The following is a 25,133-nucleotide window of genomic DNA, read 5'->3' on the forward strand; positions in this document are numbered from 1 at the left end:
AAAGACGCGCCAGCCACAGCTGCGGGCGTCAAATGTAAACCACGGATAAAGCACTTCGAATAACCGAATTTTTATTTTTTGTTATACATCCACTAAACTGGAAATAAATAAAATGTGGCAACCACTAACCTTAACCATTCAATTTGATTTTGGCTAACTGGAATGGAAGCAATTTCCTGTCATTTTCTAGCGTCACAACCTCGAGCTCATCAAAGAGGCTGGCATTGAAATACTTGTAAGTCCATAGATAATCGAACCCGTATTTTGCCGCTTCATATCTATCCGATACGATAATAACTTTCATGATCTCTGCCATACGGATTGCCGTATAACAAAGAGCGCAAGGCTCTCCTGAAGCAAATAATGTCGTTCCTTTTAAAGAATATTTTTTTTCATTCCTTGAAGCGTCTCTTATCGCCTGGATTTCAGCGTGTGCGGTACAGTCGAGATGCTCGGCAACTTGATTTACACCTTCGCCGATAACCTCTCCATTCTGATTAACGATAATAGCTGCAAACGGCAAGCCACCTACCTTGACATTGCTAATAGCCAAATCAATAACGTTTTCTCCACGCTTTATGAGAAGCTCTTCAATAATATGGTCACACATTGGTGACCTCATTTTTTGACGATGGCGCCAGGGATGAAATACTCAGTTCTGATGCAATCCTTTCGGCTTGATTTTTTGCGTTGGCTACTGACATACGGTGTCTCTCGTCACCAAATTCTTGGTACTCGGCGGCAATCTCATACATTGTGCCCACCCCTAAATATTTACTCAGCGTCCGAAGGTGTGGTGCTAAGTGACCAGACTTTTCTCTTATTCCACCTTTTTCAAAACCAAACTCGCCGCTGGAAGTCACGATGATTAATGTCTTGCCTGAGAGTAAAGGTTGTAACGGGAAGTCTCCTCGTGAGAGATCGAAATCAAACGTTTTGTCTATGCGCACAATTTGGTCGAACCAGGCTTTTAGCTGAGCCGGCATGCCATAGTTATACATTGGTGAGGAAATCAAAATAACGTCGGCTTTTGCTACCTCAGCTATAAGCTTGTCGGATAATGCCAGACTCTCCCTCTGCGCAGGAGTCCTCTTTTCCTCAGGGGTAAACACCGCCCCAATCCAGTCTTGTGTAATGAAATCAGGCGGATTCACTCCAACGTCACGATAGATATACTCATCTTTAGGCCGATTCTGTTTCCATATATCAATAAACCGGAGAGCGATGTTTTTCGATATGGAGTCGTGATCTGGATTCGGGTTTTTTGCCGCTCTAACGCTCGAGTCTATGTGTAGTATAGTGCTCATGTTCATTACCTAGGCTGGTTGATCGAATGCACTATTTTGCGAGCCTGAAGAGTCTGGGACAAACGAAGAATTCGCACTTATAGATGAGCTAAATTCATCTATAATGTCGATGATCTGGTTGTAAATTTGGAGATTAAGTGTGCAGGTATCGTTACAGGCACTAAAAGCCTTTGAGTCGGCTGCCCGTCTGGGAAGCTTTAAGTTGGCTGCAGAGGAGCTTTCGTTGACGCCAACTGCCATTTCACACCATATCGGTAACCTGGAAGATCGGCTAAATGTAAGTTTATTTCATCGGCAAGGAAGGAGAGTATCACTCACCGAAACAGGTTCAAGATTGGCTCAAGCCACCTCAGACGGATTCCGTAAAATTGACAATGCTCTGGAAGAGGTGATGAAGGCCAGCAGTGCGGTGAGGGTGACGACGACATCATCATTAGCCGCTATGGTGGTAATCCCCTCCCAACACGAATTTGAGCAAGCCAACCCAGATATTTCTGTGGAGATATCGACCGGAGAATCCATCGATAGCCAATCCCACATTATTCCAATTCGATTCGGTGATATCTCGCTGGCTAAGGATTCTGACGTTATTAGATCTGAGTCTTTTAATGTATTTGGCGCTCATGGAGTGATGGCTCCATCATGGTCAAATGAAACCATTACAATTTTTACGACAGAGTGGAAAAATAAATCGTTACCGGATCCTCCCTTAGCCGCTTGGTTTGAAAAAAATGCGCTCGATGGGTCTACTATTAGACTCAAAAAATTTGATCAAGAGCTTTTCGGAATCCAGCAGGCTATGGCAGAAAATGGGCTTGTGTTCTGCTCTACGACCCTTGCTAAAAGGCTGTTAAAAGCAAACCTTCTACAGCAATTCGGAACTCAATCGGTCAAATCGGACCTGTGCTATTATGTGCCAAACAAGGACAGCTTCGAAACTAGAAGTGCAGTCAGATTTCTAAATTGGATCGAAGCGATATTGAACCAATAATTCGTGCGGGAATTCTAGCTAGCTGAGCCTTCTCAGGCCAAAACACCTGCATTACAAGTGGCAGCACATGGATAAATTACTTGCTACGCTCCTAATTTTCCGGTGAGCTAAGCGTTAGGAGTATATATGCTACGAAGTGCGTTTCTATTATTCGCTTTTATTTCCCCCTATGTTCTAGCAGAAGGAGATGATGTACAGCGCTCATTCGTCATTATCGGTATAGAAGAGTCTAGCCGAACCACAACAATTCGCTCTGTTCACTTTCGGGAATATACTTCAGGCAAAAAATTTAAGATCATCAATGGAAACAGCTCTTTCGCCAAGCAAGTGCCGCCTGGCAGATATTATTTAAGTGAGATTTGGACTCATTATTCAAACGTTCCAAAGAGTGAATTAGGCAAGCCCGAAGATATATCGAATACATTTGTAGTAACTGATGATGCAGTTACCTATCTTGGGAACTGGATCTTTAAAAACGTCGACATCAGAACAAAGTTCACATGGGATCTAGATATAGAATATAACTTCGATACAGTGAAAGAGATTATTGAGAAAGATACCGACATACAAAAGCTACCCATTAGGGTTGCCTATGGGAACGGAAAGGTAGTCCAAATAGTCACTAAAAACCCAAACGAGAATTGGCAGACCGACGGTGATAACAACGCGCCATAGCCGCCACAGGCGTTATAAGCACTAGAAGCAATCGACAACAAAAGGGGGAGCTCTAAAATGGAAACGCCTAAAATTTATTTTCTGCTTTTAGTCCTTTCGTTATCCCTTGTGTTTTTTAACAGCCTAATGAGTAAAGCAATATATGACTGGGTGCCATCTATAAAAAAACAGGCTTTATTGTATGCTCTTGTCTGGCTTATACCGATTTTCGGCCTCTTTCTGGCAAATAAATTTGGGAACTTAGGATGGTTCCGAACTCGGAAATCAACTGGAGGCACCTCATCGATTGCAGGAGGTTTTATGCAAGCGGATTCAATTTTCAACCCAGGTGCAAAACATACAATAGACATGATTGAAAAGCAAAAGGCAGAAATTCGTCACGATTACAAGCTTGACGACAAAACAGACGAAAACAATAAAAATATGTAACAAAACCATACAGGCTTGTGCCATGGAAAAGCACGGCGCGATATATTACGATATTGGGCTAATAAAAATGAAAACAACCATTATGTTAACTGGAGTTTTTGCACTAATAATCGGATCGATGACGTTTTTTACGTTAGGCGGCAAGGTTTTGATAAAACAAGAAAAATTACCACCCGGCCAGAAAATCAACGTGTTAGGTGCAAATGCAAAGTTGCGCAGCGACAAAGAAGCGATACATTGCTTATATTTCACAGGTTCTGGTATTTCAGGCAAGTATTCCACTTTTCCAATAGGAGAGACTAGATAATGCTCTTTCTTTGTTGTGCCAATAATGTAAATAGTGCAAACCCAGGCATACAGGAAACATTTCAGCTGTACCTAAATCATTCACTCTATAAGCGTGCTTAAACGAGATCGAGTCTATATGATGAAATATTACGTTATTTTTGCTATTTACCTTTTATCAATTTCAACTTGGGCGAATAGTAATAGCGACTTTGGAATAGAGATGGTCGCTTTAAACAATGGCGAAACACGCCACATAAAATTTAACCGCGTAACAGGAGAAGCATGGTGGTCTAAAAATACAGTGTGGCAAAGGATTGAAGATCCCAACTCGATACCTAAATCAGCATATGAATTTCGGGTCGTTAGCACCGGTTTAAATTGGCGAACCATTCGACTGGACACAATTACAGGCGAAGCATGGAAAAATAGTGAAGGAACGTGGGTAAAATTTACCAACAGATAGCACAATATGAGACTGTTAAAAAGACAATATTACAGTGCAGTAACAAATGAAAGCAGCAAAACTTCTTATCACTATCGGCCTTATAATGGTCTCTTATACATTAACGTCATCGATTTAGAGCTTACCAATAGGAACAGTAGATTACAGAAAAAATGGATGAAAAAGTGAAGATCAACTTTTCCCTTGAGCAATTGGCTATATCCCATGCAAGAGAACTCTATGACCTAACAATCGCCAATCGTGACTATTTAAGAGAATGGCTACCTTGGCTTGATTCCATGACATCATGCACTGATACAATAAATTTCATTGAATCAACTACCCGCGAGTTAGAAAAACTCGGCGCCCCGCATTTTGCTGTATTTCACGAGGGAGCTATATGCGGCGTTGCCGGCTTCCATCAGATAAATAGTCAACATAGAACTGGCTCCATTGGCTACTGGCTCGCAGAAAGCTATGTCGGCAAAGGAATAATCACGTCTGCCGTAAAAGATTTGCTAAAAATTGGATTCGGTGAATTAAATCTCAATAGAATTGAGATTCGATGCGCCGAGAACAATAGTAGAAGCAGGGCTATACCGGAGCGACTTGGTTTTACTTATGAAGCCACGTTAAGAGAGTGTGAATGGCTTTACTCGCAATTTGTAAACCATGCCATTTATTCAATGCTAGCGTCTGATTATAAAGCTTAAAACCCCACCAGTTTTCCCATTGAGTTGTCTGGCTACTATCATCCTTCATCTAAACCAAGACCTTAAACTTAATACAAACAACGAAACAAAGCTCAAAAATGACAGACAACGATTTAACACTCACTGACCTAGAGAAGGAGCTTGAATCCTTCATATTGGCCTGCGTGCCGAAATCCACTTGCGTTAGCAAGTACGGTGGTACACTTTTTACATTGAAACCAGATGAAAAAGAAGGACAGTTTTGTGGGCTATTTGTGCACACCAACCACGTCCAATTATCCTTTGCTCGTGGCGTCGATCTTGATGATCCAAAATCCTTGCTCGCGGGGACTGGTAAGTATCGGCGACATATAAATTATAAAATCACTAAAGAAGTAGATAAAAGATATCTCAAGCCGCTTTTAGTCCAGGCCAGTAAACTCTAGATATTATTGCGCTGAATGATCATCCCTGCGGGATTTTGACTCACACTAAGCGGGGGTAAGCGGGTTGTTTTTCCCCGACCTTACCCCCAGCGAAGCATCTGATAAATTTGTAGCGTTAAGCGACCGTACGCATCGGGGAAGAGCGGCTTGGCAGTCCACTTTCGATTGGCAGTTCAGGGTCTTTTGACCATTCATTCCAGCTACCAAAATAGATGCGCAGTTTAGTAAAACCAGCCAACATTAGTGCGACATAGGTATTGGAAGCGCGTGCACCCTTAAAGCAGTAGATAATGATATCGTCGCTGGTTTTTACGCCCCGATCCGCCAGCAGCGCTTGAGTCGCTTCTGGCGATTTAAATTGCGCTACACCATCGACATCCTCCATCAAGCTATACCATTCTACCCACACCGCGTTTGGCAGGCGTCCTTTGCGCGGGACAAAATCTTTACCGTAAGGCGATGAACTTTCGCCTAACCATTCATCTTGATCACGATTATCCAATTTGATGATGCTGTCGTCGTAGATGGCATCGAGCATTTGCTCTTTTGTCACTAGCATATCGGGTACAGGATTAATTGGGCAATCCGCCGGGGTGGCTTCAGTCGGCTCCGTAGCTGTGTCGAAACCAGATCCCTTCCAAGCGCTTATCCCGCCATCTAACACGCCAACACTGGGGTATCCTAGATATTTTAGAATCCACCAACCACGACACGAACCGCCGTAGCGAGTATTTAATGAGTCTTCGCAAATAATCGCTGTTTTTTTACCATCTAGGCCCACGGCAGAAAATTGATCTTTGAAGGTTTTTTGCATCGCGGCTAGTCCTTCCGGGCTAGTCTCAGCCAAAAAGAAAAACACGTCGGGGATATTGACGGAGCCGGGTATATGTCCAGCGGCATACGCTTCGTCATCGCGAATATCAATGATGAGTGCTTCGCCGCTTTCAGCAAGTGATTTTGCTTCGCTAGCGCTATAAAGAATTTTTTCCATGGTTGAATCCTCTGGCAGTGGTCATGATTGGGTGTTAGGCGGAAACGTGTATCGGGGTGGTTGAGATGCTCTCGCACACTGTGGCTAAGAGTGTTTTAAAATCTTCATCTATGCGGTTGGCAAAATCGCTCAGTGCTTGTATGTCGTGAACGCCTAGCGTTTCACTGGCTTGTTGGCAGTCCACCTGCACATCGTTTTGATCATTTTCGAAAACATGCAGTCTAATTGGAATCGAAATACCCGCCGCCGGTTTGTAAGACCATACTTTAGCCGCATAGTCTGGCCGAAAAATTTCCATCACTTGGTGGTTAGGTGTGTCGATCCCAATGTTTTTTACATTATTCGATGCGTAAATATGCGCAAGGACACGGTAACCTGCCGCTTCAGCCGCTTGGGTTAATCGACTGACAGTGTCATCAGGACTATAAGCGCTAATACCAGAAAACATACACCTTCCTTTACGTTAACCTACTTGCAAACGTGCAATTACTTCGCCGTTATCAATCTGCTCCATAATCAAACAGTCCTCACTCGCTTCCCGCGTTTGCCATGTCAGCGAGTGATTCGGCGAGCCGTGCATCACTATCGGTAAGCTAGGTGTTTTTAATCGGATAACCGGGCTTTGATGGCTGTAGCTCGCCGGCTTAATTTGGGTGATGGATGCGGCAATCGTATCGGCTTGATGAGCGAGAGGTTCGATAAACCGGCAGGGGTTGCCGTTGATGCTAATACAATCTCCCAGTGCATAAATGTCATCAACACTGGTTTGTAGACAGTCTGGGTCAACGGCAATACCGCGTTCGAAATCAAGCCCTGCGGCCTCGGCTATACGCGCGTCCGTTTTTAATCCGGTCGCTACAACGACATGATCGACATCGATTTGCGATTGATTGGATAGGTCACAACGTCGTTGCCCCGAATCGAGTAACGATACTTTTTGCACGGCGCAACCGGGTATAAATGTCACACCAATAGCGGAAAAATGTTGTTGTAATCGTTCAGCTGCTTCGCTGGGCAATAGCGCTGCTAGCGGCTGCTCGGCAAGATCAATGAGCGTTACGCTATGGCCACTGCGCGTTAGATCTTCTGCAAGTTCACAGCCGACCATACCGGCACCAACAATAGCAATTGTTTGATTCTCTCCCAGGGTCTCTGCAAAGCCTTGCCACGTCGCTAGGTGGTTTACATGCCAGCACAAGGTTTGGGGCAACGTTGGCGGCCAGGCAGGTTTTGCACCAAGCGCCAGAATGAGCGCGCCATAGCGCAATGTGCCGCGCGTAGTGCGCACGTTTTTGCAGGCGCTACTGATCCCTGTCAGATAGCTGTTCGACAATAAATAGACACCCAGGCGAGCAGCCGCATCACTACCCGTTTCTTTCACTAGGGACTGCGGCGTTTGCTCGCGACTAATAGCCAAAGATAATTCGGGCTTGTGGTAGCGATCGCCGCTGTCAGCGGTAATTAATGTAATGCTCAAGCTACTATCGAGCGCACGCAGAGACTCTGCCATTTGCCAACCGGCTAGACCGGCGCCAACGATGACAACATCAGCATGACGACGACCGATCTGCGTCGGTTCTGGCGCTGCCACTAACGAGGGACGCTCGTAAGGTTCGAAATCCATTTTGGTAACGCCACAGAGAGGACACTCCCAATCGTCGGGAATATCTTCAAAGCGGGTGCCGGGTGCTAAACCACTATCGGGGTCACCTTGTTCTTCGTCGTAAATTAAGCCGCACGCTTTGCAGATATACAGCCGCCAGCTAATGTTGGCTTCGTTCTCATCAACCGTCATACGCGCACCGGCTCCGACATTAATTTATTCATTTCCCAACGTAGATGTTTAATAGCAGGTGTCACTATCGCGACAAATTGCGCTTCTCGAATACGGCGCTGTACCGGGGATTGCATTAGATAGCCACGAGCGCCTTGATGGAGCAAGGCCGATTGGGTCGCTTTTAAACCAAACTCTGACGCTTGCGCGCGTAAATCTAAAACATCGAGTAAAAATTCTTTTTCTTGCGCATAGGGTGTTTTCGCAAGTGCCATAGTACGTGCGCCGATCTCTTCAAACTCTGCGAGTAATTCCTGCGGGCGATCATGGAGAAACTGATTGACATGACCAAGGTCTGCCTCAACCTCTAATATGGAATCAATCGCGCCCTGACAAACACCAATACCGATACCCATTTGCAACAAAATAAACGCTGCTCGAATTTTTTGGATATAGGGCCTCAGTGGATCAGCAATAATGCTCTCGGTACCCAAAAAATATTTATCTAGCGCAATGGCCCAGGTACTGGTTCCTTCCATTGCTGAAAATTTTGGACACTTTCGCAAAGCAACGGCATCATTCACATCGAGTAAAAACATCATCTCGTGACTGATACGGCTGCTGTTTGCGGCTTTTACTCCGGCAATAGCACCGCAATATTGTCCGGGGCGAATGTGGCTGACCCACGGCAGGGTGCCGCTAACGACATAGCCTCCATCGACAGGCTCAGCGGTGAGTGCCATATTTTCAATACCCGTAATGGCCTTCATCGGGTTCGATAACGCTGTCCCGCCCATCGTCTGCGCCAGCGCGTGAGCAGGTAAACGCGCCAATAAGGAAGGATTAGCCGACTGTTCCATATACAAACCACAGACGTCATGACACCAGGCGACAAAGCCTGTTGATCCACAATAGCGACTGATGGATTGCATAGTTTGTAAGGCAACATCAAAACGTTGCCCGTATTGATCTAGGTGGCAAGCAAATGCGCCTGCCTCGCCTAAAGCTTGCAAGGTGTCGACGGGATAAAACCCTTCCTGATCGATACGATTTGCAAGCGGTTTAAGTTGTTCGCGTGCAATGGTCTCGACATCGGCAAGCACTTTATCAGTGTCACTAAATGCTTGCGTATCAGCTACACGTTCGGCGGCTACACTCATGACTGTTTCACCTTATAAACGTTAGTCATCCATTAAACTGATATCGAATGCGATGGGGTTACGCATTGAATTAGCCACCGGCGAGAAATAGTTCGCATGCTTTATAATCTCGTCGAATTCTTCTTTAGTGGCATCACCTTCGACTAACACCTTAACGCGAATTTCTTGGAAGCCCATATCTTCCGGTTTCATCTCGGCGCCACCTGCACCCCAAGCGGCGGGGTTACCAATGTCCCCTTCTAAAAATATTTCTAACTTGCTGAGTTTCACTTGCTTCCAGGTAGCGACAGCGGTGATGCCAACGGCGAGACATCCGCCCAACCCAGACAACACAATTTCACCCGGAGCGGGCGCCGTGTCCTCACCAAAAAGGTGTAATGGTTCATCCACTACCACTTCGTGCTGATTTACATGACTGACGGTGCGATACTGCCCATCGGTAACGGTGTGAACTTTATTGGTACCGCGCATTCCAGGGTTGTTACGTCCTTTTTCAGCAAACCCTAATAAACCGTCGCGATCGATAGGTCGAAGGTAAGTGCTGATAGTGGTAGCGGGTTCGGTCATGGTGAATCTCCTGAAAAGTGGTGTTCTATAAAATAGATGATTAACTTGCTGTTGTTCACAGTGGGTTTTACAACCTAGAGCGAAAGCTATGCCAGCTCAGTGAAATTGATTAAAAAAACTGAGAGAGTCGGTATCTATTTTTTGTAATGGCGTGAAGGCCTTGATATTGCTGGCGCTGACGACCAGTTACTGCGAAAAGTCAGTGATGGAGGCAATACTAATTTGGCGACAAACGAAACCATGACGCAAAGTTCTACAAATTGACTGCGCGTCATTGTCAAATTGTCCAATTCAGATGGACATTGTTTGCAAGCAAGCGGTTAATCGATAAGTTGCAATTTTTTTAGGCGATAACGAAATTGACGTGGCGTCATTCCCAAACGAGTAGCCGCTTGGGTTTTATTACCGTGAGTCGCACGCAATGCATCGAGCAATGATTGCGCCTCGTCTTCGGATACCCAAGCGTAGCTACGCATCCGCTCCGGCGCAGGGCTGGATTCAGTCACACTGTTATATGACGGCGAATAGGCCTCTGTCGTTTTTGGCGCAGGTGCGGCCGGTGGCGACTCAATAGGTGGCACGTGGTGAATGGGTTGGAAGATTTGTGATTCCTGCAGCAAGATACTTTCGATATCGGCGATATTGATATTTTTAGTACCAGCGACGAGAACAGCACGTTTGACCACATTTTCGAGTTGCCGAATGTTTCCCGGCCAGGGGTAACTTTCTAGGCGTCTTAATACGCCTTCGGCAAATCCCACCGAGCGATTAAATTCGTGATTCGCTTGTTGCAGAAAATAACGACTGAGGATGGCGATATCACCGTCTCTCTCTCGCAGAGCAGGAAGATAAATGGGGAATACGTTGAGCCGATAAAATAGATCCAGCCGAAATCCACCGTCGTTAACTGCTTGCTGCAAGTTTTTATGGCTCGCTGCAATCACACGGACATTAATTGGAATATCTTGGGTGCCGCCCACACGCTGTATCGTTTGTTCTTCTAGGACGCGTAATAATTTTGATTGTAGTTCTAAATTGAGGTCACCAATTTCATCGAGAAATAGTGTACCGCCGCATGCTTGCTCAAAGCGCCCCAGTTTACGGGAATTTGCGCCGGTAAAAGCACCGCGCTCGTAACCGAACAGCTCCGACTCTAACAAGTGTTCCGGAATGGCGGCACAATTAATCGCGAGGAACGTTTTATCATGGCGAGCACTTTTGCTATGGAGCAAACGTGCGAATCGTTCTTTACCGGTCCCAGACTCGCCTCGTAGAAGCACGGATACTTGAGTGTCGGCAACCCGCTCAACTTGCTCCAACGCTACTCGAAAGGCCTGAGAGCCACCCAGAATATTACTGGCACTAGCGCGAAAGCTGAGCGCTTTTTTCAGTGCCTGATTTTCGTTTTGCAGGTCACGTGTGTGCGCATCGAGCAAACGGTTTATTTGAATGACCTGGGCAATGAATGTGGCGATGATGGCTAACGTCGCCAAATCGGACTTGATCGCGCGGGGGCGCATCCGCAATCGGTGAGCAGCCAACACACCGATAGTTTCTGTGCCGATATTAATCGGTACGGCGAGAAACGCGACGACTTGTTGGGGCAGTGTTTTACGATCAACCGCTTTAAAAACAAATTGCGCCTCTTCATCGACGTTTTGCACAACCGCTTCCCGCCCGGTTTGCATGACCTGCCCGGTAATCCCCTCTCCTAATCGATAAACGCCACGTTTTTGTTCGGCTTGAGTCAAACCATAGCTGTACTGAATACGTAGGGTTGCGCCATCCGACTCCGGCAACACCACGCGCCCGCGATTTAGGCCCAACATCTCCGACATCAGACGTAGCGTCCCAAGAATCATGGTCTCGGGTTTATCCAGGTGATTAATCAATTTGGCCGCTTCACGCAACACGGTCAAATCTGGCGATTCATCCTGAAAGCGAGAGTGAGCATGGTTTATTGCATCGGCGTGATTACTTTCGGCGAGGTTGCTTTCGGCGAGGTTAAGTGGGACAGGTTTAACCGGATGACCACTAAGCATAACGTTGCTCCCAAGATAAATTCCAAGACATTTACCAAGAGATGAGCAAAGAGTATGCCGTGCGGGACATTGTCCGACATTGTTGTCACCGCTCTGGTACTCGCAGCGTAACACCACTGTGGGAATTACTGTTCGGCGTGCCAGTTAAAGCGTTTTACCATCAGTCCGCAAAGACTATCTAAGCCGTAACCAATCACCCCTATAACCACGACGATTGCCGCTAAGGTATCGTATGATAAGGTGTCTCGGGCATCATTGATGGCGTAGCCGAGACCACTAGTGACACCTAGGTATTCGGCTGGCACCAACACCACCCAGGCTACACCAACGGCGAGTCGGATACCTGAAAGTACATCCGTCATGATGGCTGGCAGCACGATACGCACTAACATTTGCGGGTTCGTCGCGCCCAAGTTGCGGGCAACCTTGAACCAGTTTGGATCAATCCGCTTTACACCGTGCGCCGTTGAAAAAATAATGGGCCATACAGTGGCCATAATAATTAAAAATATAATGGCCGAATCCCAGGTCGCAAATGCCAACACCGCAATAGGCATCCACGCCAGTGGACTAATCATTCGCACCAATTGAAACGGCATGTTGGCAATTTTAAGTGCTAGTCGGTTCCAACCAATTAGCACACCAATGGGAACTCCCAACATGACACCCCACAGCAAACCGAGCACGATGCGATATAAACTGGCCGTAATGGTTGGCCACAGTTCACCGCTACTGACTAAATACCATAAAGCTGAGAATGTGGGTGCTGGTGCAAAGTCAGTAAACGCCATGAGTGACGGGTCACTGGCAATCATATAACCACCCAGCCACCAGAGGCCGAGCAATAATAGTAACCCCAGAATGGGGTACTGCACGTTACGCAGCACGGTGTATAGCCTACGGTACCATTGACTGACACCGTCCTCGTTTAGGTTGCTGGCGGTTATAGCGATACTCATAGCGATACGATTTCCTCTCGGTCAAAGGGGTTATCCGCATTAAAGCCAGGGGCCTTCTGCCAGCCAGTATGCTTCTGCATCGCCACTTTAACGAAGTTATAGTCCACCAGGTCCTCAGCTACTTTGTCTGGGTCCAAGCCGTTTAGGAACGTCGCATCGCCACCGACGAGGGTGCGTTTTAATTCATTGACAATTAACTTCGTTGCCGACGGAAATGGCCAAGGCTGAAAATCAATGCGACCACTACCCCACTCCGGGTTTTTAATCGCGTCTGGTGATGCGTAGGTGGTATCGTCGTACAACGTCATGGCCCGCTTCACAACATCGGACTTCATTGGCAAATAACCTTCTCCGTCTCGCGACAGCAGTTGCGCAACTTCTTCTTTATTTTCTTGCGCATAGCTTTGCGCTTTCACGATGGCATTCATGACTTTTTGTGTCCACACCGGATTCTTGTTGACCTGGAGTTCGTTCATACAGACCACACAACACGGATGATTACGCCAAATGTCACCCGTAAATCGCAGCATCCGACCACCAGCGAGTAACTCACCAGCGGCGTTAAATGGTTCGGCGACGATAAACGCATCAATTTTTTTCGCCGCTAACGCTGGAGGCATATCCGGTGGCGGCATGACTTGAAGGTTGACTTCGTTCGCTGCCAATTTAGCCGACTGTGGTTTGATGACTGGCGTTAATCCCGCGTGGCGCAAGCCCATCTGAAGCACAATGTTGTGCATGGAATACCAGTAAGGAACGGCTATTTGTTTTCCGCCCAACGCTGAGAAACTGTCAGCTTTTATGTGCCGACCAACCACCAATCCCGAGCCATTGAGATGCGCCCATGACATAATTTTTACCGGGAAACCGTTGTTATAACGCATCCAGATGGGAATTGGTTTTAGGAAATGGACAAGATTAAACTTGCCCGCCGCAAACCCCTCAACCAGCGGAGACCAGCCCCGGATGAGTGTGGGGCGCTCAGCTTGCAAACCTTCTTCTTCAAAAAACTTTTTAGCGTGCGCCACCAACAGCACGGTGGCGTCGGTAATAGGAAGATAACCAATGCGTACAACCTCATCAGCAGGGGCCTGAATGTTTGCCCACGATTGAGCGGTTGCCCCCAACCCCAAACCAAATGTTGCCGCAAGCCCACCTTTGGCCAAGGTGTCCATTAAAAAATCGCGGCGGCTCATTTCATGGTCCTGGAGATATTTCAAATCATCATCGTCGTGCTTACTCATAATGGTCACTCATCTATAAGTTAAATATAAGTTAAAAGATTGGGATTAACTCACGCAGCTAAGGTGTTTGGGTTTACTTTTCTCTGATGTATCGGGTTGTTGCTCTGGTGCATCGGGTTGCGCCGGGTTGTTACTTGCACTGAATTGTTTCATCAGCTCGTCGTGAAGTGTTTGAAAGCGCGGGTGACTGTGGCGGTTGCTACGGGGTAAATCGATGTCCAGCTCGCCAATAATCCGCCCGGGGTTGCGCGCCATTATCATTACGCGGTCTGCCATGAGAATGGCCTCATCAATGTCGTGAGTCACCGTCACCAGCGTTACTTTTTTCTCCCGACAAATGGCGGGAACATCAATCTGCAATGCACGCCGGGTAAATGTATCGAGCGCAGAGAAGGGTTCATCGAGAAGTAAGACACTTGGCTCGGTCGCGAGTGAACGGGCGAGGGCCACACGCTGCTGCTGCCCACCTGATAAAGCAGTGACGCGCTCACCGGCATAGTCAGCTAAGCCAACCAACTCAAGGAGTTCTGCTACACGGCGGCGAATATCTTTTTTAGCAACACCCGCAAACTGCAGACCTAGGCCCACATTAGCCGCAACATCCATCCAGGGGTACAGTGAAGCGCTTTGAAACATCATGTTCCATTTAGCACAGGGCTTTGTCACTTGGTGACCATCGATCCTGACACAGCCATCACTGGGCATAAGCAGCCCGGCCAACATATGTAACAATGTCGACTTACCACAACCGCTACGCCCGATAAGACACACCGATTCTTCTCGAGCAATATTCGTACAAAGCTCTTTAAGCGTGGGCTCACTGGCACCTTTAAACGTGTGACTGAGATAGTCGATAGAAATGGCTGAACCCATAGTAACAATCCGCTTAGTGGACAATGTCCAACATTGGCCGTTAAAAGATGGTGTTATGGGTAAATTTGCATTATGTGTGCCAGCAGGGCGAGACTATAACGAAGTTCCTGATGAGCCAAACTCCAAGAGGTTTATCTTATAACCATTAGCTCTGATAACTATTGAATAGCTATTGGAAGCACTCAACAGCATCGTGATAGACTCGGCGTTTAGATAAACCGTCCCAGCAATGGAGTAAACAAACAATATTAATAACACAGGAGTGGTAAGAATGTCTGAAGACGATTTAAAAATATTCTTAAAAGCCAAAAAGGAAGAGTTTGCATCCCAGGTATTAACAGTTCTGTCATTAATACCCTTGTGCGTGATAATCGTAACAGAAGCCCTGGCTATTCACTTTGAGTACACCATGTTGGCAGCTGTGTTTAGCTCTATTTTATTGGTTGCATCGGCAGGCAATAAACGTTGGGTAACCGTAACGAGGCGAGATCTCATTAATCTTATAGAACGGCAAATCAATTCCGATTCGGAAGCACTTACTTTGCGCGCCAAGCTTGCAAAAAATTAGCCTGAAAACTTTGACCAGTGGACCGGCGCATTAGTGCATTTTTATTGAAGAGCGTATTGTGAAAAAAGCAGTAAAACACTTGCTACAACTCAGCATGGCATGGATTTTTATCATGCTTGGTGTGATATTTCTTTTCTCTCCAATACCCATTGGTATTATTTTTATGGCTATTGGCTTATCGCTGCTAATTTACGCGAGTGACTCCGTACGTCACAAAGTACAACAGGTACGCGGCAGGCACCACCGGTTTAACACGCAGCTTATTTGGGCGGAAGAAAAACTCGCCAATCGCGTTAATTTTGTCAGTCACGCGATGCGCGATACTCGGCCCACTATTTCCAGCCCAACAATCGCTAGCGCAACAATCACGAAAAATTAACACTTTAATATTCAAATAAAAAATGGCCTCACAAGAGGCCATTTTTTGATAGTGCTTTATCGGTGAATCACTAGTAATTTATCGCTGAATCACTTCCACTGGGTAGCCATCTAAATCGCGCATAATTCCAATAACTGTCTTCATGCTTTCACTAGTTTGTGGCTTGCGAATTACTTCCGCCCCAAGCGACACCCCTTTATTGACAATAGCAACCGGGTCGGCCGCATAGAACACAACGCGGGCGGGCTTCTTGTCGACTACCTCTCGATTTTTATATTGCACCAACACCAAACTAGCACCTTCACCGCTGGGGAAGGCCATGATATTTTCACTCATTTGATCATTAGTAATGTTTCGCTTCACGATCATGCCAAACACATCTGTATAGAATGCGGTGGCCTTTTCCAAACTCACTACATTCAGCGCAACCGCCGCTAATCGTGTACTGCTTTCCGCCTTAGTTTCTGCAACAGCCCCGCTGGAAACACTAACCAACGCTAGGCTAGCAATTAAACACAATATGCTATTTATTTTTTTCATCGATGATTCACTTTTTTATTCTTAGTTAGTTTTACGTGACGCGAAGACATCCACATCTGGGCCGTACTTTAGGCTTTTGTCGGGTAGTGGTACCAAACCATCTATCACGCGGAAGCGAGTCGCCCGCGCAACCTGAGGCGGTTCATCCACTAGCGCTTTATAAGATTTAATTTTTGCCACTTGATTGTGAGCATCAGGCGACATTACATAAGCAGGAATTGCATCAATACGCAGCGCATAAGAAATGTGCGTATTCGGGCCTTTTGCTCCTTTCGGCTTATAGTCTGCGGTACGCTTTAAAGCATAATAAACGGCTGGAAGTTCAACCCAAGTCAGCGCTTCAATGACCGGCCCTCGCGCATCAACCCAACCTTGATAGACTTTCATCCATGGTCGATAGCCACCCACGTAACCGCGCAAAGTGCCGTCTTCATTCATGACAAGTTCTAGCTGTGCATCTAACAATTCAAGGTCACGAGTGTAACCGGGGTCACGCAACATGACCTGCTCACTAGGTTTTTTAGTTTTAATGACGCCATTTTCAGTTTTTGCTTTAAAAATAGCTTCATATTTTGCGTCAGGCTTGACGACAAAAGTATAGTCCGGCGCGATTTCCCCATTGCCACCTTTAACCATATCGTCATCACTGAGATAAAAACCCACCTCTACATTGTTATCATTCAGTGGATCTTTACCTCGACCATGGACGACAACAACAGTTGTCCATGCGCCATTTCGCATTGCATCATTAAATTGCAACGCACCACTGGATAGGCGTTCTGGACCGCGGTATGACTTCCAACACCCTAAGGTTTCGTAAAATACATTGTCGATGCCTTTTTTACCGGCTGGGCTAGTCAAACCCGTGGAATCATCACCGTCGAGGTTTAACCCTTCGGCAACCTGCCCTTCCATCGGATACAAACCAGGGTCAGGGTAGGATTCGGGATGAACATAGACATTAGCACGATCTTTACCGCGAAACGCGACCTGGTTTTGACCATGAACTGGACTTCGAGTTGGATTTGCAGGGTTACGAATCCACTTAGCCTCTTCTTCGCTATACCCAGCGTTGGTTAGCACTTTAATCCAATCCAACTCCGGGTTAACGCCCTTTGGGCAATCTTTACCGGGGTTAGTGATGCTGCCGTCGACACCCCCAAAGTACATCGCTGGTTCATTCCACTCGATGACATAACTTTTCGTCCACTCTGCATTAGCAACAGCAGGCAGAAGCAACGCCGTAACGGCGGAGGAAATTATTTTTTTCATTAGTTACTCCTTACGCCATGACTTCACTAACTGGATTCGCGGTTTTCATCGTACCTTGGCCGAACTCACCGACCGGCGCGCCCATGATTTGCATGGCTGTTAACGACACGCGCGTCACGGACTCACCTGTTGTATGAACATGCTGACCAGCCTTGTGTCGACCACCTGCACTACCGGCGAAAAACATTGGAATATTATCGATGGAGTGAATTTTTGCGTAACCGGTATCACTGAAGCCCATGATTAAACAGTTGTCGAGCAAGGTGCCGTCACCTTCTTTGATATTTTCAAACTCTGTTAAGAAGTCACCGAAGCCTTGCATCACCATGCCAGCGAGCTGACTGGTAATTGGCTGATAACCTAACGTAGCATCGGTTGGTTCATCATGAGTAATTTGGTGATAAATTTTACTTTGACCACCAATATAGGTTTCTGATGTACCCGCTGTGTGTACAAAGTTAAATACACGCGATTGATTACACGCTAAGCCCATCGCAAGTAGACGAGCCATCACCTTGGTATTCGCATTAACAACTTCAATAGATGCAGAAGGTGGTGTTTCTTTAGGGGCATCGGGGATAACGCACGCCTCACATTTTTCTGGCCTTTGAAGTTGTACTTCGAGCTGATTCTCAAGTTCTCGCAGTGATGTAAAGTATTGATCTAAACGGATCTGATCTTCTTTACCAACAGATTTCATCAGCGCGTGACGCTGATCTTTTACCGCTGACAATACGCTTTGACGCAACATGATTGATGGATCAGGCTGCCAGTTGTCACTATTCGGATCTTGAAAACCATCACCAAACAACCGCATATATAAACCTAACGGCGTGACTTCTGGCGACGCGAATGTTGTACCACTCCGCGTTGAATAGCTAACGGGCTGTCGTGATGTGGACGCATCTACGTTAATCATTTTGTAGCGAGACGATCCGCCGATAGCGTCGGCAATTTTTGTATCGAACGAAGGCGCATCAAAACGACCATTCGCACCCGGAGCTGCACCCGATAAAATCGAGGCGTGACCACTCCAATGCACGAGATTAGCTTTACCGTCGGTAATTGCGCGGTAACCGGAAAACACTGAGACCTTATCTTTAAGGTGCGCGATAGACTCAAGTTCAGGCTTTATGTCGTAGCCGAAACCTGTTTTTTCTGGCACCCAACGAGTACCGCCAGCAGGTGTATCCGTTAATCCCAAGCCCCAAAAATAGGATCCAAAACGCGTCGGCAATGCTGCACCGTCAGCGAATGCTTTCCCATTTTCATCCAATAAGATATCCAAAATGGGTAGCCCCAGGCTGACTGCCGTACCACCCAACATGCCACGCAAACCTCCTCGCAAAACGGAGCGGCGACTAAAGCCTTTCTTTTCTAGATGACGACTCATACGGTTTCTCCAAATTTGTTATCGAGTGAGCTGCGCGGTGGCAGGTTCATGCATTAATCGGGCAGCAACATCTTCGGGAATTTCTGTTGCAAAAAATTCAGGTGTTGAGGCAATTTGTTTCATCAGAGAACGAAATTTGTAACCTTGATCAGCAAACACTGATGTTTGCTCCTCAAGATATTCTTCATCCCAAAAATCAGGCACTTTACCGGTACCGTATGCATAGACATTACGCACAAGGCATGCAGGTATGCGCTCATCATCGTGGAGAAAATCTGCAAGTCCCTCTGCACCCACCATGGTTTTGCCATAGAGGTCAGCGCTCACATCAATCAACACACCGTTTTCATATTTTCGTAACTGCCCTAAGCCATCAAAGTGCTCAAGCGCCAAGCCCGGCGGATCACTGCGTTTGTGACATGACGTACAGCCAGTATTTTCCATATGATCTAACAAACGATCGCGCACAGTACCGGTACCGAGTGCTTGGACTTTTGAAAAGTCTACGTCGGCGGGAGGATCTGGCGTTGGCTCGCACATAAATATTTCGAAGATTTTGATCCCACGACGTGTCGGTGATGAGGTTCCGGCATGAGAAAACAGAGAAAGAAATCCAACTTGCGTGAGGATGCCAGCACGTTCTAACTCATCGGGAAATGTATAGGGAACCCATTCTTCTTTTGATGGGTAAGGCACTTTATAGATCGACGCCAGTGCACGGTTAATGTAGGTTTCGTTAGAGCTAAACAATTCGCGGTAATCGCGATCCTTATCCACCAACAAACCCACTGATGTTTTTAGCATTTGCTCGCGAGCACTGTCGGCGACAGTGGGATTAAACTTGGGGTAGATGTTCGAATCTTTGACCATGTTTGCGAAACCTTCGAGCTGCAACATGTCAGCAAAAAAGGCGCGCGAACCTTGACGAAATCGTGGCGAGGACGCTAGTCGATTAATTTGTTCACTAACGCCTTCATTTGTATGGATCGCACCACTCGCCGCAGCGGACAGCAATTCTTTGTCCGGTGTTGTATTCCAGAACATGTACGATAATCGGGATGCTTTCGAATAGGCATCAAGTCGATATTCACCGACGCGATCTGGATCAGGTTCTGCTGTTTCTATGCGAAACAAAAATTCCGGCGCAACCAATAAACTGCTTAGTGCCAACTCCAAGCCCGCATAAAAATTTTCAGTTTGGCGAGCGCCCGCCATCAGCGTCTCTAGTCGTGCCTCTACTTCCGCGTCACTCAATGGCCGGCGGAAAAGCTGCTCACCGTAATCGCGAATAAATTGTTCTGCACAGTCCCTCGCCATAGTCGTTGACGACTCAGGCATGCACGCAAGCAAACCGGCCTTATCGTCTCTAGACAGCACCTGAGTACTAATGTCTTGAGCCAAATTAAAATACTGTTCAAAACCTGACGACGTCAGAGATAGCACCGTATTGCCTAATGCTAGCAAACCTTCTTCTCGCTTCTCCGGCTCAAAACGGGCTTGTACTTTAATCTGCTCACCAAAAATATCCGTTATTGAGTGGCGATACTCAGATTCATTCAAGCGTCGGGCAGCCACGGTAATGCTTTGAGATGCACTAGCCATAGCATCAGCCATGGTTAACGCACTCAGCGTTGCCCCTAATAGCCAGGTTGTTAGACGGGGTTTAAACATAGTTCGGCCTACTATTTATTGATGTTATATCCCACAAGATAGAAAGTGGGTCGCGTTAGCCTTGATCTCGAAGAGCCTGTCGATGGGCGTGCTCGCCGAAGGTATATACGAGAACGAGTCTGCTTGGAATTCGTGGAAAATTTTATTATCGTTTTATTTTCGATTTAAAAAATTGTATCTTCAGCGACCGGAAAGTCAATGATGTTAGGTCTACTGATTATGTGTTTTAGATTAAGGTTTGTAAATCCGACATATTATGACCAAAGGCGCCTATTGCGACCTAAAACCCGATATCAAAATCAACCATTTGCAACTGTCAACACAACTTTACAATTGAGGTTCGCGACTATTTTCGCCCTTAAGCCCATAGGATAAATACATGCCCCACACCATTTTAAAGATTGCCGCATACAACGCCCTAATGCTGTTGACGTCCTCGGCTCTCGCCACAGGCAACAACGACGATCCAGCCTTAGCGCTCACTGGCAACGTAAAATCTGGCTCAAAGATATATAACGCTATTTGCAAGGGGTGCCACGGCGTTTCCATAGCGCCCACCTTGCGCGGCGTGATTGGACGTACGGTGGCTAGCGAGCCCAATTATCCGAACTACAGCGATGCCATCAAAGCCAAACAACCTATGACTTGGAGCAAAGAAAACATAAGTCGCTTTTTAATTGCACCGCAAAAATTTATTCCTGGCACGCAGATGGTTCAAATCATTGATGACCCGCAAAAGCGAGCCGACATCGTTGCATTTCTTGAGATCTTGCCGCCTCCCCGAAAATAGTTTTGCAAAAAAAAGCGAGCATATGCTCGCTTTTTCCACCTACCCGATCATTGCATGTAGTTATTTTTGGCTTTTCTCGCGCCGCTCTTCTGCACGAGCACCAGCCAAAATACCTTCAAGGCCGATATTGCCTTCATGGCAGGCATATTCATATTGCTCTGGAGAAGCCCAGAATTCATATTCACCGCCCCATGGTTCAGACCATGTTTTTGGATCTTCCACGGTGAACTGATACAGCAAACGATCATCCGCAACACGCGTAAATCGTTCTGTTACTTTCAAGTCCTCTGACGCCCCATAAAATGATTGTTGATCGTTGTAGTTAATGGTTTCAACAACCAATGTATTCCCTTCATAGCGACCAACAGAATCACCCATCCATTTATTTTGATCGACGGGATTATGCTTTTCATTTAAGCGAACAATGCGCGCTTCGTGCGACATTTCAACAACAATCACAACCGCATCCCGCCCTTGAGAAATACGATAATTATTATTGTATAGCGTTGGCCGCATTACCGGACCCGCTGAGGTATTGAAGAAAACGCACCGCTCGGAAAGCCCCCGAGTTTCTGGGTTATCTGAACGCTCCGCTTCTGCGACCAGTCGCTGTGGAGGATAGGGCGCCGCGCTCTTTTTACGTGTTGGTAGCTGGCCATTCTTCGGAAAAGTCACCATAGAGCTTCGCGGCTTTCCATCAACACGAACAACACCAGTGCCGGGATCGGTCCAAAAACGATTGTAACCTGCACTGGTATTGCCATCATCGTAAACACCTTGGCTAGGGTCTGTGCGTTTGTTCCCGGCAGCACGATAGGCCTCTGCTCTACCTTCCAACTTTGCCGCTTGCGCCTCCGTTAGAATGAGCTGATCTCCAAACTCATCAGGCCGAGTAAACTTAGTCGTGGTGGCATTACTCCAAACCCCACCAATTTCTGGCTGGCCAAAAATATTGGTAGGCACTGTGTAGTTTTCAGCAACAGCATTCAAGGAAATGCCAAACGATAAAGCGAGCATTGCTTTGTTGAACATAGTGTTTCCTCTCGTTATTTTTAAGGTCATGCTGTTATGTTTATAAACGTGAAAATTCTTTGGCAACAAACCGAGATACTGCTTCAATTTGTTCAGCGGTTAAAACGGATCCCATCGCGGGCATTTCCGCCGAGCCACTTTCAATCGTGGTTTTGACCGACGCCAAATCCGTAAACTCTGTCAATGCAGGCGCACCCCCACTTGGGCCACCAGTACCACGCTCACCATGGCACCCTGAACAAAATTGTCCGTAAAGCGTTTTCCCCATTGCCATTTGTTGCGGCGTAGCGCTCACACTCTCTTTATTATTGCCACCTTTGTCTTGCTTAACATTTTTAACGACACCTAAGGCTTCTCCTTCTTTTGGTAAAGCCAATACAATTAGCTCACCAGGATATTGGCGCGTTGAAATAGTTACCGCAATATATTGTCGGCCATCATGGCTATAGGTCATCGGCGCCCCTGACGTTTTTGCCGGCAGCTCAATTTCACTCAAGACTGCTCCGCTATCTTTATCGTAGGCTCGAAACATTTTTGTACCAGGGTCGCCGCCAATATTGGCTGATTCCGCTAAAAACATTGCGGTCTTAGTCACCAACGGACTAGGTCGAATGCTAATGTTGCCCATATTATCGAAATCCAAACCTAGCCCTTGTAGCGCCGGATGATTACGAATACGGTCGGGCGCACCGCCGAGAGGGCGCGACCAAAGGTGCTCACCTGCATTCATGTCAGTCGCCGTCACCAACGCCCAGGGCGGGCGATTAATCGGCAGGCCATTTGGCAATTCGATATGCACCGACGCACGGCGACTCGTCACGTATTCCCAGTCTGTAAGATTCGGATCCGCAGGTTGCAAACCAATTGACATGTAGGTGTTTCGAGTAGGAACAAATAATCGGTTGTTTTCTAAATCAACTGCACCGCCATTCCAATTAGATCCACCGCCATAATTTGGATACACCACGGTACCTTTCGTAGGGATTCCTGGACCGACCAACGTTGGCGGCGTATACATTGGCCCTGTGACGTAATTTTTTATTTCTTCTAATGCCTGCTGTCGCAACTCTGGCGTGAAATCAATGAGATCTTCTTCGTGATAACCCAGGTTGGAATACGGAGCAGGTTTGGTTGGAAAGGGCTGTGTCTCCGAAAGCTTTTCCCCCGGCACACCCATGCTGGTTGGTACAGGCCGCTCTTCGATGGGCCACACAGGTTCGCCCGTGACACGATCAAAAACAAAGTTCATGCCTTGCTTGGTCAACAGGGTAACGGCTTTAATTGTTTTTCCGTCTTTCTCTATATCATGCAATATTGGTGCTGCGGGTAAATCGTAATCCCACACCCCGTGATGCAACACCTGGAAGTGCCACACGCGTTCACCTGTTTTTGCATCCAGACAGACGAGACTTTCTCCAAATAATCCATCGCCGGGACGCTGACCGCCCCACCAATTATTCGTCGGGCTCTCCACCGGCAGGTAAACATAACCCGATTCTTGGTCCGCAGACATCATCGTCCACACACCAGCGGCACCTGTGTATTTCCAAGAATCTTCTTCCCACGTTTCGTGACCGAATTCTCCTGGCTGTGGGATAGTGTGGAACTTCCACAACATTTTGCCGGTACGTACATCGTAACCGCGGACATAACCTGGCGTTCCCACTTTATTAGCTGGCGTATCATTACCGATAATTTGCGCAACGAAAACATCGCCAACAACAACGCCTGGAGCGGTAATACCCACATCGACCACTTCACGATTATCACCCGGCGCTAGAAGATTTTTGTTGAGATCTACGTAGCCACCTTCGCCAAAATTGGGATCCGCTTTACCGGTTTTCGCATCGATGGATAATATGCGGCCATCAACGGTATTGTGTAAAATCCGCTGCGCTTCACCATCTGTCCAATAGGACACTGCACGCGACGATCCACTCGCACGTCGTGTTCCGACATGTTCAGGTGTTGGAGTATAGAGCCATAAGGTATCGCCAGTTGCCGGGTCGATAGCCGCGACCGATGTCGCGCCCGTGGGGATATACAGGACACCATCAACATACAACGGTGTGGATTTCCAGTTACCGTTTGGCCTACCCAAAACATCAATCGACTTCCAACGCCAAATTACCTCTAAGTCCGCGAAGTTATCTCCGTTAATCTCTGCCAGAGGCGAGTAGCGCGTGTTGCCATAGTCCCCTCCCCATGTCAGCCAATTTGGATTCGCTTTTGCCGGTGCGGGCACAGACTGTTTTGAGACAGGGGCATCAACAGTCTGAACACTCGTCGAAGTTTGATCACAACCCAGTAAGAATGCGCATAGACCTGCGACAGCTAACGGCGTAGGGGTTTTAAAAAACGGATTAGAACTAGAGGGCCACATAGATATATCTCTTGAGGTGGTGCGCCAATGCAGACGAACAAAGCGCTTCTGGTCGATAGAGAAAATTAATTTTTTATTGTATTTTCCCTTCACCGATTCTATGACTCGGGACCAAGAAGTCAACAGGGGTAAGCCTTACTGCGTCCGCACGTAAATTACTGTCAACGATAACCCCCTAAAGCAAGCCTTATCTGACGGGCGCTGGCGCGGTATTGAGCAGCCCAC

General features: G+C 46.9%; 27 protein-coding genes. 10 read left to right on the forward strand and 17 right to left on the reverse strand.

Annotated elements, in window-relative coordinates; all coding sequences use genetic code 11:
* Positions 1-130: 130 nt before the first annotated feature.
* Both ACZ5NB_RS17680 and ACZ5NB_RS17685 read right to left on the reverse strand, forming a co-directional pair.
* Positions 131-610, reverse strand: coding sequence for a nucleoside deaminase (locus ACZ5NB_RS17680; RefSeq protein ID WP_460234024.1), 480 nt, complete (start codon positions 608-610; stop codon positions 131-133).
* Positions 603-1,307 carry an FMN-dependent NADH-azoreductase gene (locus ACZ5NB_RS17685; protein WP_460234025.1) on the reverse strand — a complete coding sequence of 235 codons (705 nt, stop codon included), beginning with the start codon at positions 1,305-1,307 and terminating at the stop codon, positions 603-605. The genes ACZ5NB_RS17680 and ACZ5NB_RS17685 overlap by 8 nt, the downstream gene beginning before the upstream one ends.
* Before the next feature lie 139 nt (positions 1,308-1,446).
* On the opposite strand from ACZ5NB_RS17685, the gene ACZ5NB_RS17690 reads away from it, so the two are divergent.
* The 7 genes from ACZ5NB_RS17690 (at position 1,447) to ACZ5NB_RS17720 (ending at position 5,270) form a co-directional block, all read left to right on the forward strand.
* A complete protein-coding gene (locus tag ACZ5NB_RS17690; RefSeq protein WP_460234027.1) occupies positions 1,447-2,298 on the forward strand; it encodes a LysR family transcriptional regulator in 852 nt (283 codons plus the stop codon).
* Between the two features lie 126 nt (positions 2,299-2,424).
* Entirely contained in the window at positions 2,425-2,973 is a 549-nt protein-coding gene (locus ACZ5NB_RS17695) for a hypothetical protein (protein ID WP_460234028.1), read from the forward strand.
* A gap of 57 nt (positions 2,974-3,030) precedes the next feature.
* Positions 3,031-3,402: a hypothetical protein gene (locus tag ACZ5NB_RS17700; protein WP_460234029.1), complete on the forward strand. Its 372-nt coding sequence runs from the start codon at positions 3,031-3,033 to the stop codon at positions 3,400-3,402.
* A 22-nt stretch (positions 3,403-3,424) separates the two neighbouring features.
* The gene (locus tag ACZ5NB_RS17705; protein WP_460234030.1) at positions 3,425-3,709 is read left to right on the forward strand and encodes a hypothetical protein; all 285 of its coding nucleotides are present in this window, start codon (positions 3,425-3,427) and stop codon (positions 3,707-3,709) included.
* A gap of 117 nt (positions 3,710-3,826) precedes the next feature.
* Entirely contained in the window at positions 3,827-4,153 is a 327-nt protein-coding gene (locus tag ACZ5NB_RS17710; protein ID WP_460234031.1) for a hypothetical protein, read from the forward strand.
* A gap of 152 nt (positions 4,154-4,305) precedes the next feature.
* A complete protein-coding gene (locus ACZ5NB_RS17715; RefSeq protein WP_460234032.1) occupies positions 4,306-4,845 on the forward strand; it encodes a GNAT family N-acetyltransferase in 540 nt (179 codons plus the stop codon).
* Positions 4,846-4,943: 98 nt separating this feature from the next.
* Complete coding sequence (locus ACZ5NB_RS17720; RefSeq protein ID WP_460234033.1) at positions 4,944-5,270, forward strand: DUF1801 domain-containing protein; 327 nt, start codon at positions 4,944-4,946, stop codon at positions 5,268-5,270.
* 115 nt (positions 5,271-5,385) lie between these two features.
* Here the strand turns inward: ACZ5NB_RS17720 and ACZ5NB_RS17725 are convergent, their stop codons facing one another.
* The 9 genes from ACZ5NB_RS17725 to ACZ5NB_RS17765 form a co-directional block, all read right to left on the reverse strand.
* Entirely contained in the window at positions 5,386-6,261 is an 876-nt protein-coding gene (locus ACZ5NB_RS17725) for a sulfurtransferase (RefSeq protein ID WP_460234034.1), read from the reverse strand.
* Between the two features lie 34 nt (positions 6,262-6,295).
* Complete coding sequence (locus ACZ5NB_RS17730) at positions 6,296-6,709, reverse strand: DUF302 domain-containing protein (protein ID WP_460234035.1); 414 nt, start codon at positions 6,707-6,709, stop codon at positions 6,296-6,298.
* Between the two features lie 15 nt (positions 6,710-6,724).
* On the reverse strand, positions 6,725-8,056 hold the full coding sequence (locus ACZ5NB_RS17735) for an FAD-dependent oxidoreductase (protein WP_460234036.1): 1,332 nt from the start codon (positions 8,054-8,056) through the stop codon (positions 6,725-6,727).
* Positions 8,053-9,195: an acyl-CoA dehydrogenase family protein gene (locus ACZ5NB_RS17740; protein WP_460234037.1), complete on the reverse strand. Its 1,143-nt coding sequence runs from the start codon at positions 9,193-9,195 to the stop codon at positions 8,053-8,055. The genes ACZ5NB_RS17735 and ACZ5NB_RS17740 overlap by 4 nt, the downstream gene beginning before the upstream one ends.
* 21 nt (positions 9,196-9,216) lie before the next feature.
* A complete protein-coding gene (locus ACZ5NB_RS17745; protein WP_460234038.1) occupies positions 9,217-9,762 on the reverse strand; it encodes an OsmC family protein in 546 nt (181 codons plus the stop codon).
* 320 nt (positions 9,763-10,082) lie between these two features.
* A complete protein-coding gene (locus ACZ5NB_RS17750; RefSeq protein WP_460234039.1) occupies positions 10,083-11,804 on the reverse strand; it encodes a sigma-54-dependent Fis family transcriptional regulator in 1,722 nt (573 codons plus the stop codon).
* A 125-nt stretch (positions 11,805-11,929) separates the two neighbouring features.
* On the reverse strand, positions 11,930-12,763 hold the full coding sequence (locus ACZ5NB_RS17755) for an ABC transporter permease (protein WP_460234040.1): 834 nt from the start codon (positions 12,761-12,763) through the stop codon (positions 11,930-11,932).
* Entirely contained in the window at positions 12,760-14,007 is a 1,248-nt protein-coding gene (locus ACZ5NB_RS17760; protein ID WP_460234041.1) for an ABC transporter substrate-binding protein, read from the reverse strand. Before ACZ5NB_RS17760 ends, ACZ5NB_RS17755 begins: the two co-directional genes overlap by 4 nt.
* A 45-nt stretch (positions 14,008-14,052) precedes the next feature.
* Positions 14,053-14,880 carry an ABC transporter ATP-binding protein gene (locus tag ACZ5NB_RS17765; RefSeq protein ID WP_460234042.1) on the reverse strand — a complete coding sequence of 276 codons (828 nt, stop codon included), beginning with the start codon at positions 14,878-14,880 and terminating at the stop codon, positions 14,053-14,055.
* A gap of 271 nt (positions 14,881-15,151) precedes the next feature.
* On the opposite strand from ACZ5NB_RS17765, the gene ACZ5NB_RS17770 reads away from it, so the two are divergent.
* Positions 15,152-15,448 carry a hypothetical protein gene (locus ACZ5NB_RS17770; RefSeq protein WP_460234043.1) on the forward strand — a complete coding sequence of 99 codons (297 nt, stop codon included), beginning with the start codon at positions 15,152-15,154 and terminating at the stop codon, positions 15,446-15,448.
* A gap of 58 nt (positions 15,449-15,506) precedes the next feature.
* A complete protein-coding gene (locus ACZ5NB_RS17775; RefSeq protein ID WP_460234044.1) occupies positions 15,507-15,827 on the forward strand; it encodes a hypothetical protein in 321 nt (106 codons plus the stop codon).
* A gap of 78 nt (positions 15,828-15,905) precedes the next feature.
* Here ACZ5NB_RS17775 and ACZ5NB_RS17780 read toward each other — a convergent pair whose 3' ends face one another.
* From ACZ5NB_RS17780 to ACZ5NB_RS17795, 4 genes are read right to left on the reverse strand one after another with little or no spacing between them, the layout of a single operon-like run.
* Complete coding sequence (locus tag ACZ5NB_RS17780) at positions 15,906-16,367, reverse strand: VOC family protein (protein WP_460234045.1); 462 nt, start codon at positions 16,365-16,367, stop codon at positions 15,906-15,908.
* Positions 16,368-16,388: 21 nt separating this feature from the next.
* Complete coding sequence (locus tag ACZ5NB_RS17785; protein ID WP_460234046.1) at positions 16,389-17,639, reverse strand: hypothetical protein; 1,251 nt, start codon at positions 17,637-17,639, stop codon at positions 16,389-16,391.
* Between the two features lie 10 nt (positions 17,640-17,649).
* Positions 17,650-19,032: a DUF1552 domain-containing protein gene (locus tag ACZ5NB_RS17790; protein WP_460234047.1), complete on the reverse strand. Its 1,383-nt coding sequence runs from the start codon at positions 19,030-19,032 to the stop codon at positions 17,650-17,652.
* A gap of 18 nt (positions 19,033-19,050) precedes the next feature.
* Entirely contained in the window at positions 19,051-20,703 is a 1,653-nt protein-coding gene (locus ACZ5NB_RS17795; protein ID WP_460234048.1) for a DUF1592 domain-containing protein, read from the reverse strand.
* A 379-nt stretch (positions 20,704-21,082) separates the two neighbouring features.
* Between ACZ5NB_RS17795 and ACZ5NB_RS17800 the strand changes: the two genes are divergently transcribed.
* Positions 21,083-21,493, forward strand: coding sequence for a c-type cytochrome (locus ACZ5NB_RS17800; RefSeq protein ID WP_460234049.1), 411 nt, complete (start codon positions 21,083-21,085; stop codon positions 21,491-21,493).
* A gap of 60 nt (positions 21,494-21,553) precedes the next feature.
* On the opposite strand, the gene ACZ5NB_RS17805 is transcribed toward ACZ5NB_RS17800, so the two are convergent.
* Together ACZ5NB_RS17805 and ACZ5NB_RS17810 are read right to left on the reverse strand one after the other, a co-directional pair.
* The gene (locus ACZ5NB_RS17805) at positions 21,554-22,525 is read right to left on the reverse strand and encodes a hypothetical protein (RefSeq protein ID WP_460234050.1); all 972 of its coding nucleotides are present in this window, start codon (positions 22,523-22,525) and stop codon (positions 21,554-21,556) included.
* Between the two features lie 40 nt (positions 22,526-22,565).
* Positions 22,566-24,908, reverse strand: a complete 2,343-nt coding sequence (locus ACZ5NB_RS17810) for an outer membrane protein assembly factor BamB family protein (protein WP_460234051.1) — start codon at positions 24,906-24,908, stop codon at positions 22,566-22,568.
* Between the last annotated feature and the right edge of the window lie 225 nt (positions 24,909-25,133).

This window comes from Aurantivibrio plasticivorans (assembly GCF_055392955.1).

What these genes read in the sequence shown, in the direction of transcription:
- ACZ5NB_RS17680 (WP_460234024.1), bottom strand. Translation starts at nt 610, where the DNA reads ATGTGTGACCATATTATTGAAGAGCTTCTCATAAAGCGTGGAGAAAAC.
- ACZ5NB_RS17685 (WP_460234025.1), bottom strand. Translation starts at nt 1,307, where the DNA reads ATGAGCACTATACTACACATAGACTCGAGCGTTAGAGCGGCAAAAAAC.
- ACZ5NB_RS17695 (WP_460234028.1), top strand. Translation starts at nt 2,425, where the DNA reads ATGCTACGAAGTGCGTTTCTATTATTCGCTTTTATTTCCCCCTATGTT.
- ACZ5NB_RS17700 (WP_460234029.1), top strand. Translation starts at nt 3,031, where the DNA reads ATGGAAACGCCTAAAATTTATTTTCTGCTTTTAGTCCTTTCGTTATCC.
- ACZ5NB_RS17705 (WP_460234030.1), top strand. Translation starts at nt 3,425, where the DNA reads ATGGAAAAGCACGGCGCGATATATTACGATATTGGGCTAATAAAAATG.
- ACZ5NB_RS17710 (WP_460234031.1), top strand. Translation starts at nt 3,827, where the DNA reads ATGATGAAATATTACGTTATTTTTGCTATTTACCTTTTATCAATTTCA.
- ACZ5NB_RS17715 (WP_460234032.1), top strand. Translation starts at nt 4,306, where the DNA reads ATGGATGAAAAAGTGAAGATCAACTTTTCCCTTGAGCAATTGGCTATA.
- ACZ5NB_RS17720 (WP_460234033.1), top strand. Translation starts at nt 4,944, where the DNA reads ATGACAGACAACGATTTAACACTCACTGACCTAGAGAAGGAGCTTGAA.
- ACZ5NB_RS17725 (WP_460234034.1), bottom strand. Translation starts at nt 6,261, where the DNA reads ATGGAAAAAATTCTTTATAGCGCTAGCGAAGCAAAATCACTTGCTGAA.
- ACZ5NB_RS17730 (WP_460234035.1), bottom strand. Translation starts at nt 6,709, where the DNA reads ATGTTTTCTGGTATTAGCGCTTATAGTCCTGATGACACTGTCAGTCGA.
- ACZ5NB_RS17735 (WP_460234036.1), bottom strand. Translation starts at nt 8,056, where the DNA reads ATGACGGTTGATGAGAACGAAGCCAACATTAGCTGGCGGCTGTATATC.
- ACZ5NB_RS17740 (WP_460234037.1), bottom strand. Translation starts at nt 9,195, where the DNA reads ATGAGTGTAGCCGCCGAACGTGTAGCTGATACGCAAGCATTTAGTGAC.
- ACZ5NB_RS17745 (WP_460234038.1), bottom strand. Translation starts at nt 9,762, where the DNA reads ATGACCGAACCCGCTACCACTATCAGCACTTACCTTCGACCTATCGAT.
- ACZ5NB_RS17750 (WP_460234039.1), bottom strand. Translation starts at nt 11,804, where the DNA reads ATGCTTAGTGGTCATCCGGTTAAACCTGTCCCACTTAACCTCGCCGAA.
- ACZ5NB_RS17755 (WP_460234040.1), bottom strand. Translation starts at nt 12,763, where the DNA reads ATGAGTATCGCTATAACCGCCAGCAACCTAAACGAGGACGGTGTCAGT.
- ACZ5NB_RS17760 (WP_460234041.1), bottom strand. Translation starts at nt 14,007, where the DNA reads ATGAGTAAGCACGACGATGATGATTTGAAATATCTCCAGGACCATGAA.
- ACZ5NB_RS17765 (WP_460234042.1), bottom strand. Translation starts at nt 14,880, where the DNA reads ATGGGTTCAGCCATTTCTATCGACTATCTCAGTCACACGTTTAAAGGT.
- ACZ5NB_RS17770 (WP_460234043.1), top strand. Translation starts at nt 15,152, where the DNA reads ATGTCTGAAGACGATTTAAAAATATTCTTAAAAGCCAAAAAGGAAGAG.
- ACZ5NB_RS17780 (WP_460234045.1), bottom strand. Translation starts at nt 16,367, where the DNA reads ATGAAAAAAATAAATAGCATATTGTGTTTAATTGCTAGCCTAGCGTTG.
- ACZ5NB_RS17785 (WP_460234046.1), bottom strand. Translation starts at nt 17,639, where the DNA reads ATGAAAAAAATAATTTCCTCCGCCGTTACGGCGTTGCTTCTGCCTGCT.
- ACZ5NB_RS17790 (WP_460234047.1), bottom strand. Translation starts at nt 19,032, where the DNA reads ATGAGTCGTCATCTAGAAAAGAAAGGCTTTAGTCGCCGCTCCGTTTTG.
- ACZ5NB_RS17795 (WP_460234048.1), bottom strand. Translation starts at nt 20,703, where the DNA reads ATGTTTAAACCCCGTCTAACAACCTGGCTATTAGGGGCAACGCTGAGT.
- ACZ5NB_RS17800 (WP_460234049.1), top strand. Translation starts at nt 21,083, where the DNA reads ATGCCCCACACCATTTTAAAGATTGCCGCATACAACGCCCTAATGCTG.
- ACZ5NB_RS17805 (WP_460234050.1), bottom strand. Translation starts at nt 22,525, where the DNA reads ATGTTCAACAAAGCAATGCTCGCTTTATCGTTTGGCATTTCCTTGAAT.
- ACZ5NB_RS17810 (WP_460234051.1), bottom strand. Translation starts at nt 24,908, where the DNA reads ATGTGGCCCTCTAGTTCTAATCCGTTTTTTAAAACCCCTACGCCGTTA.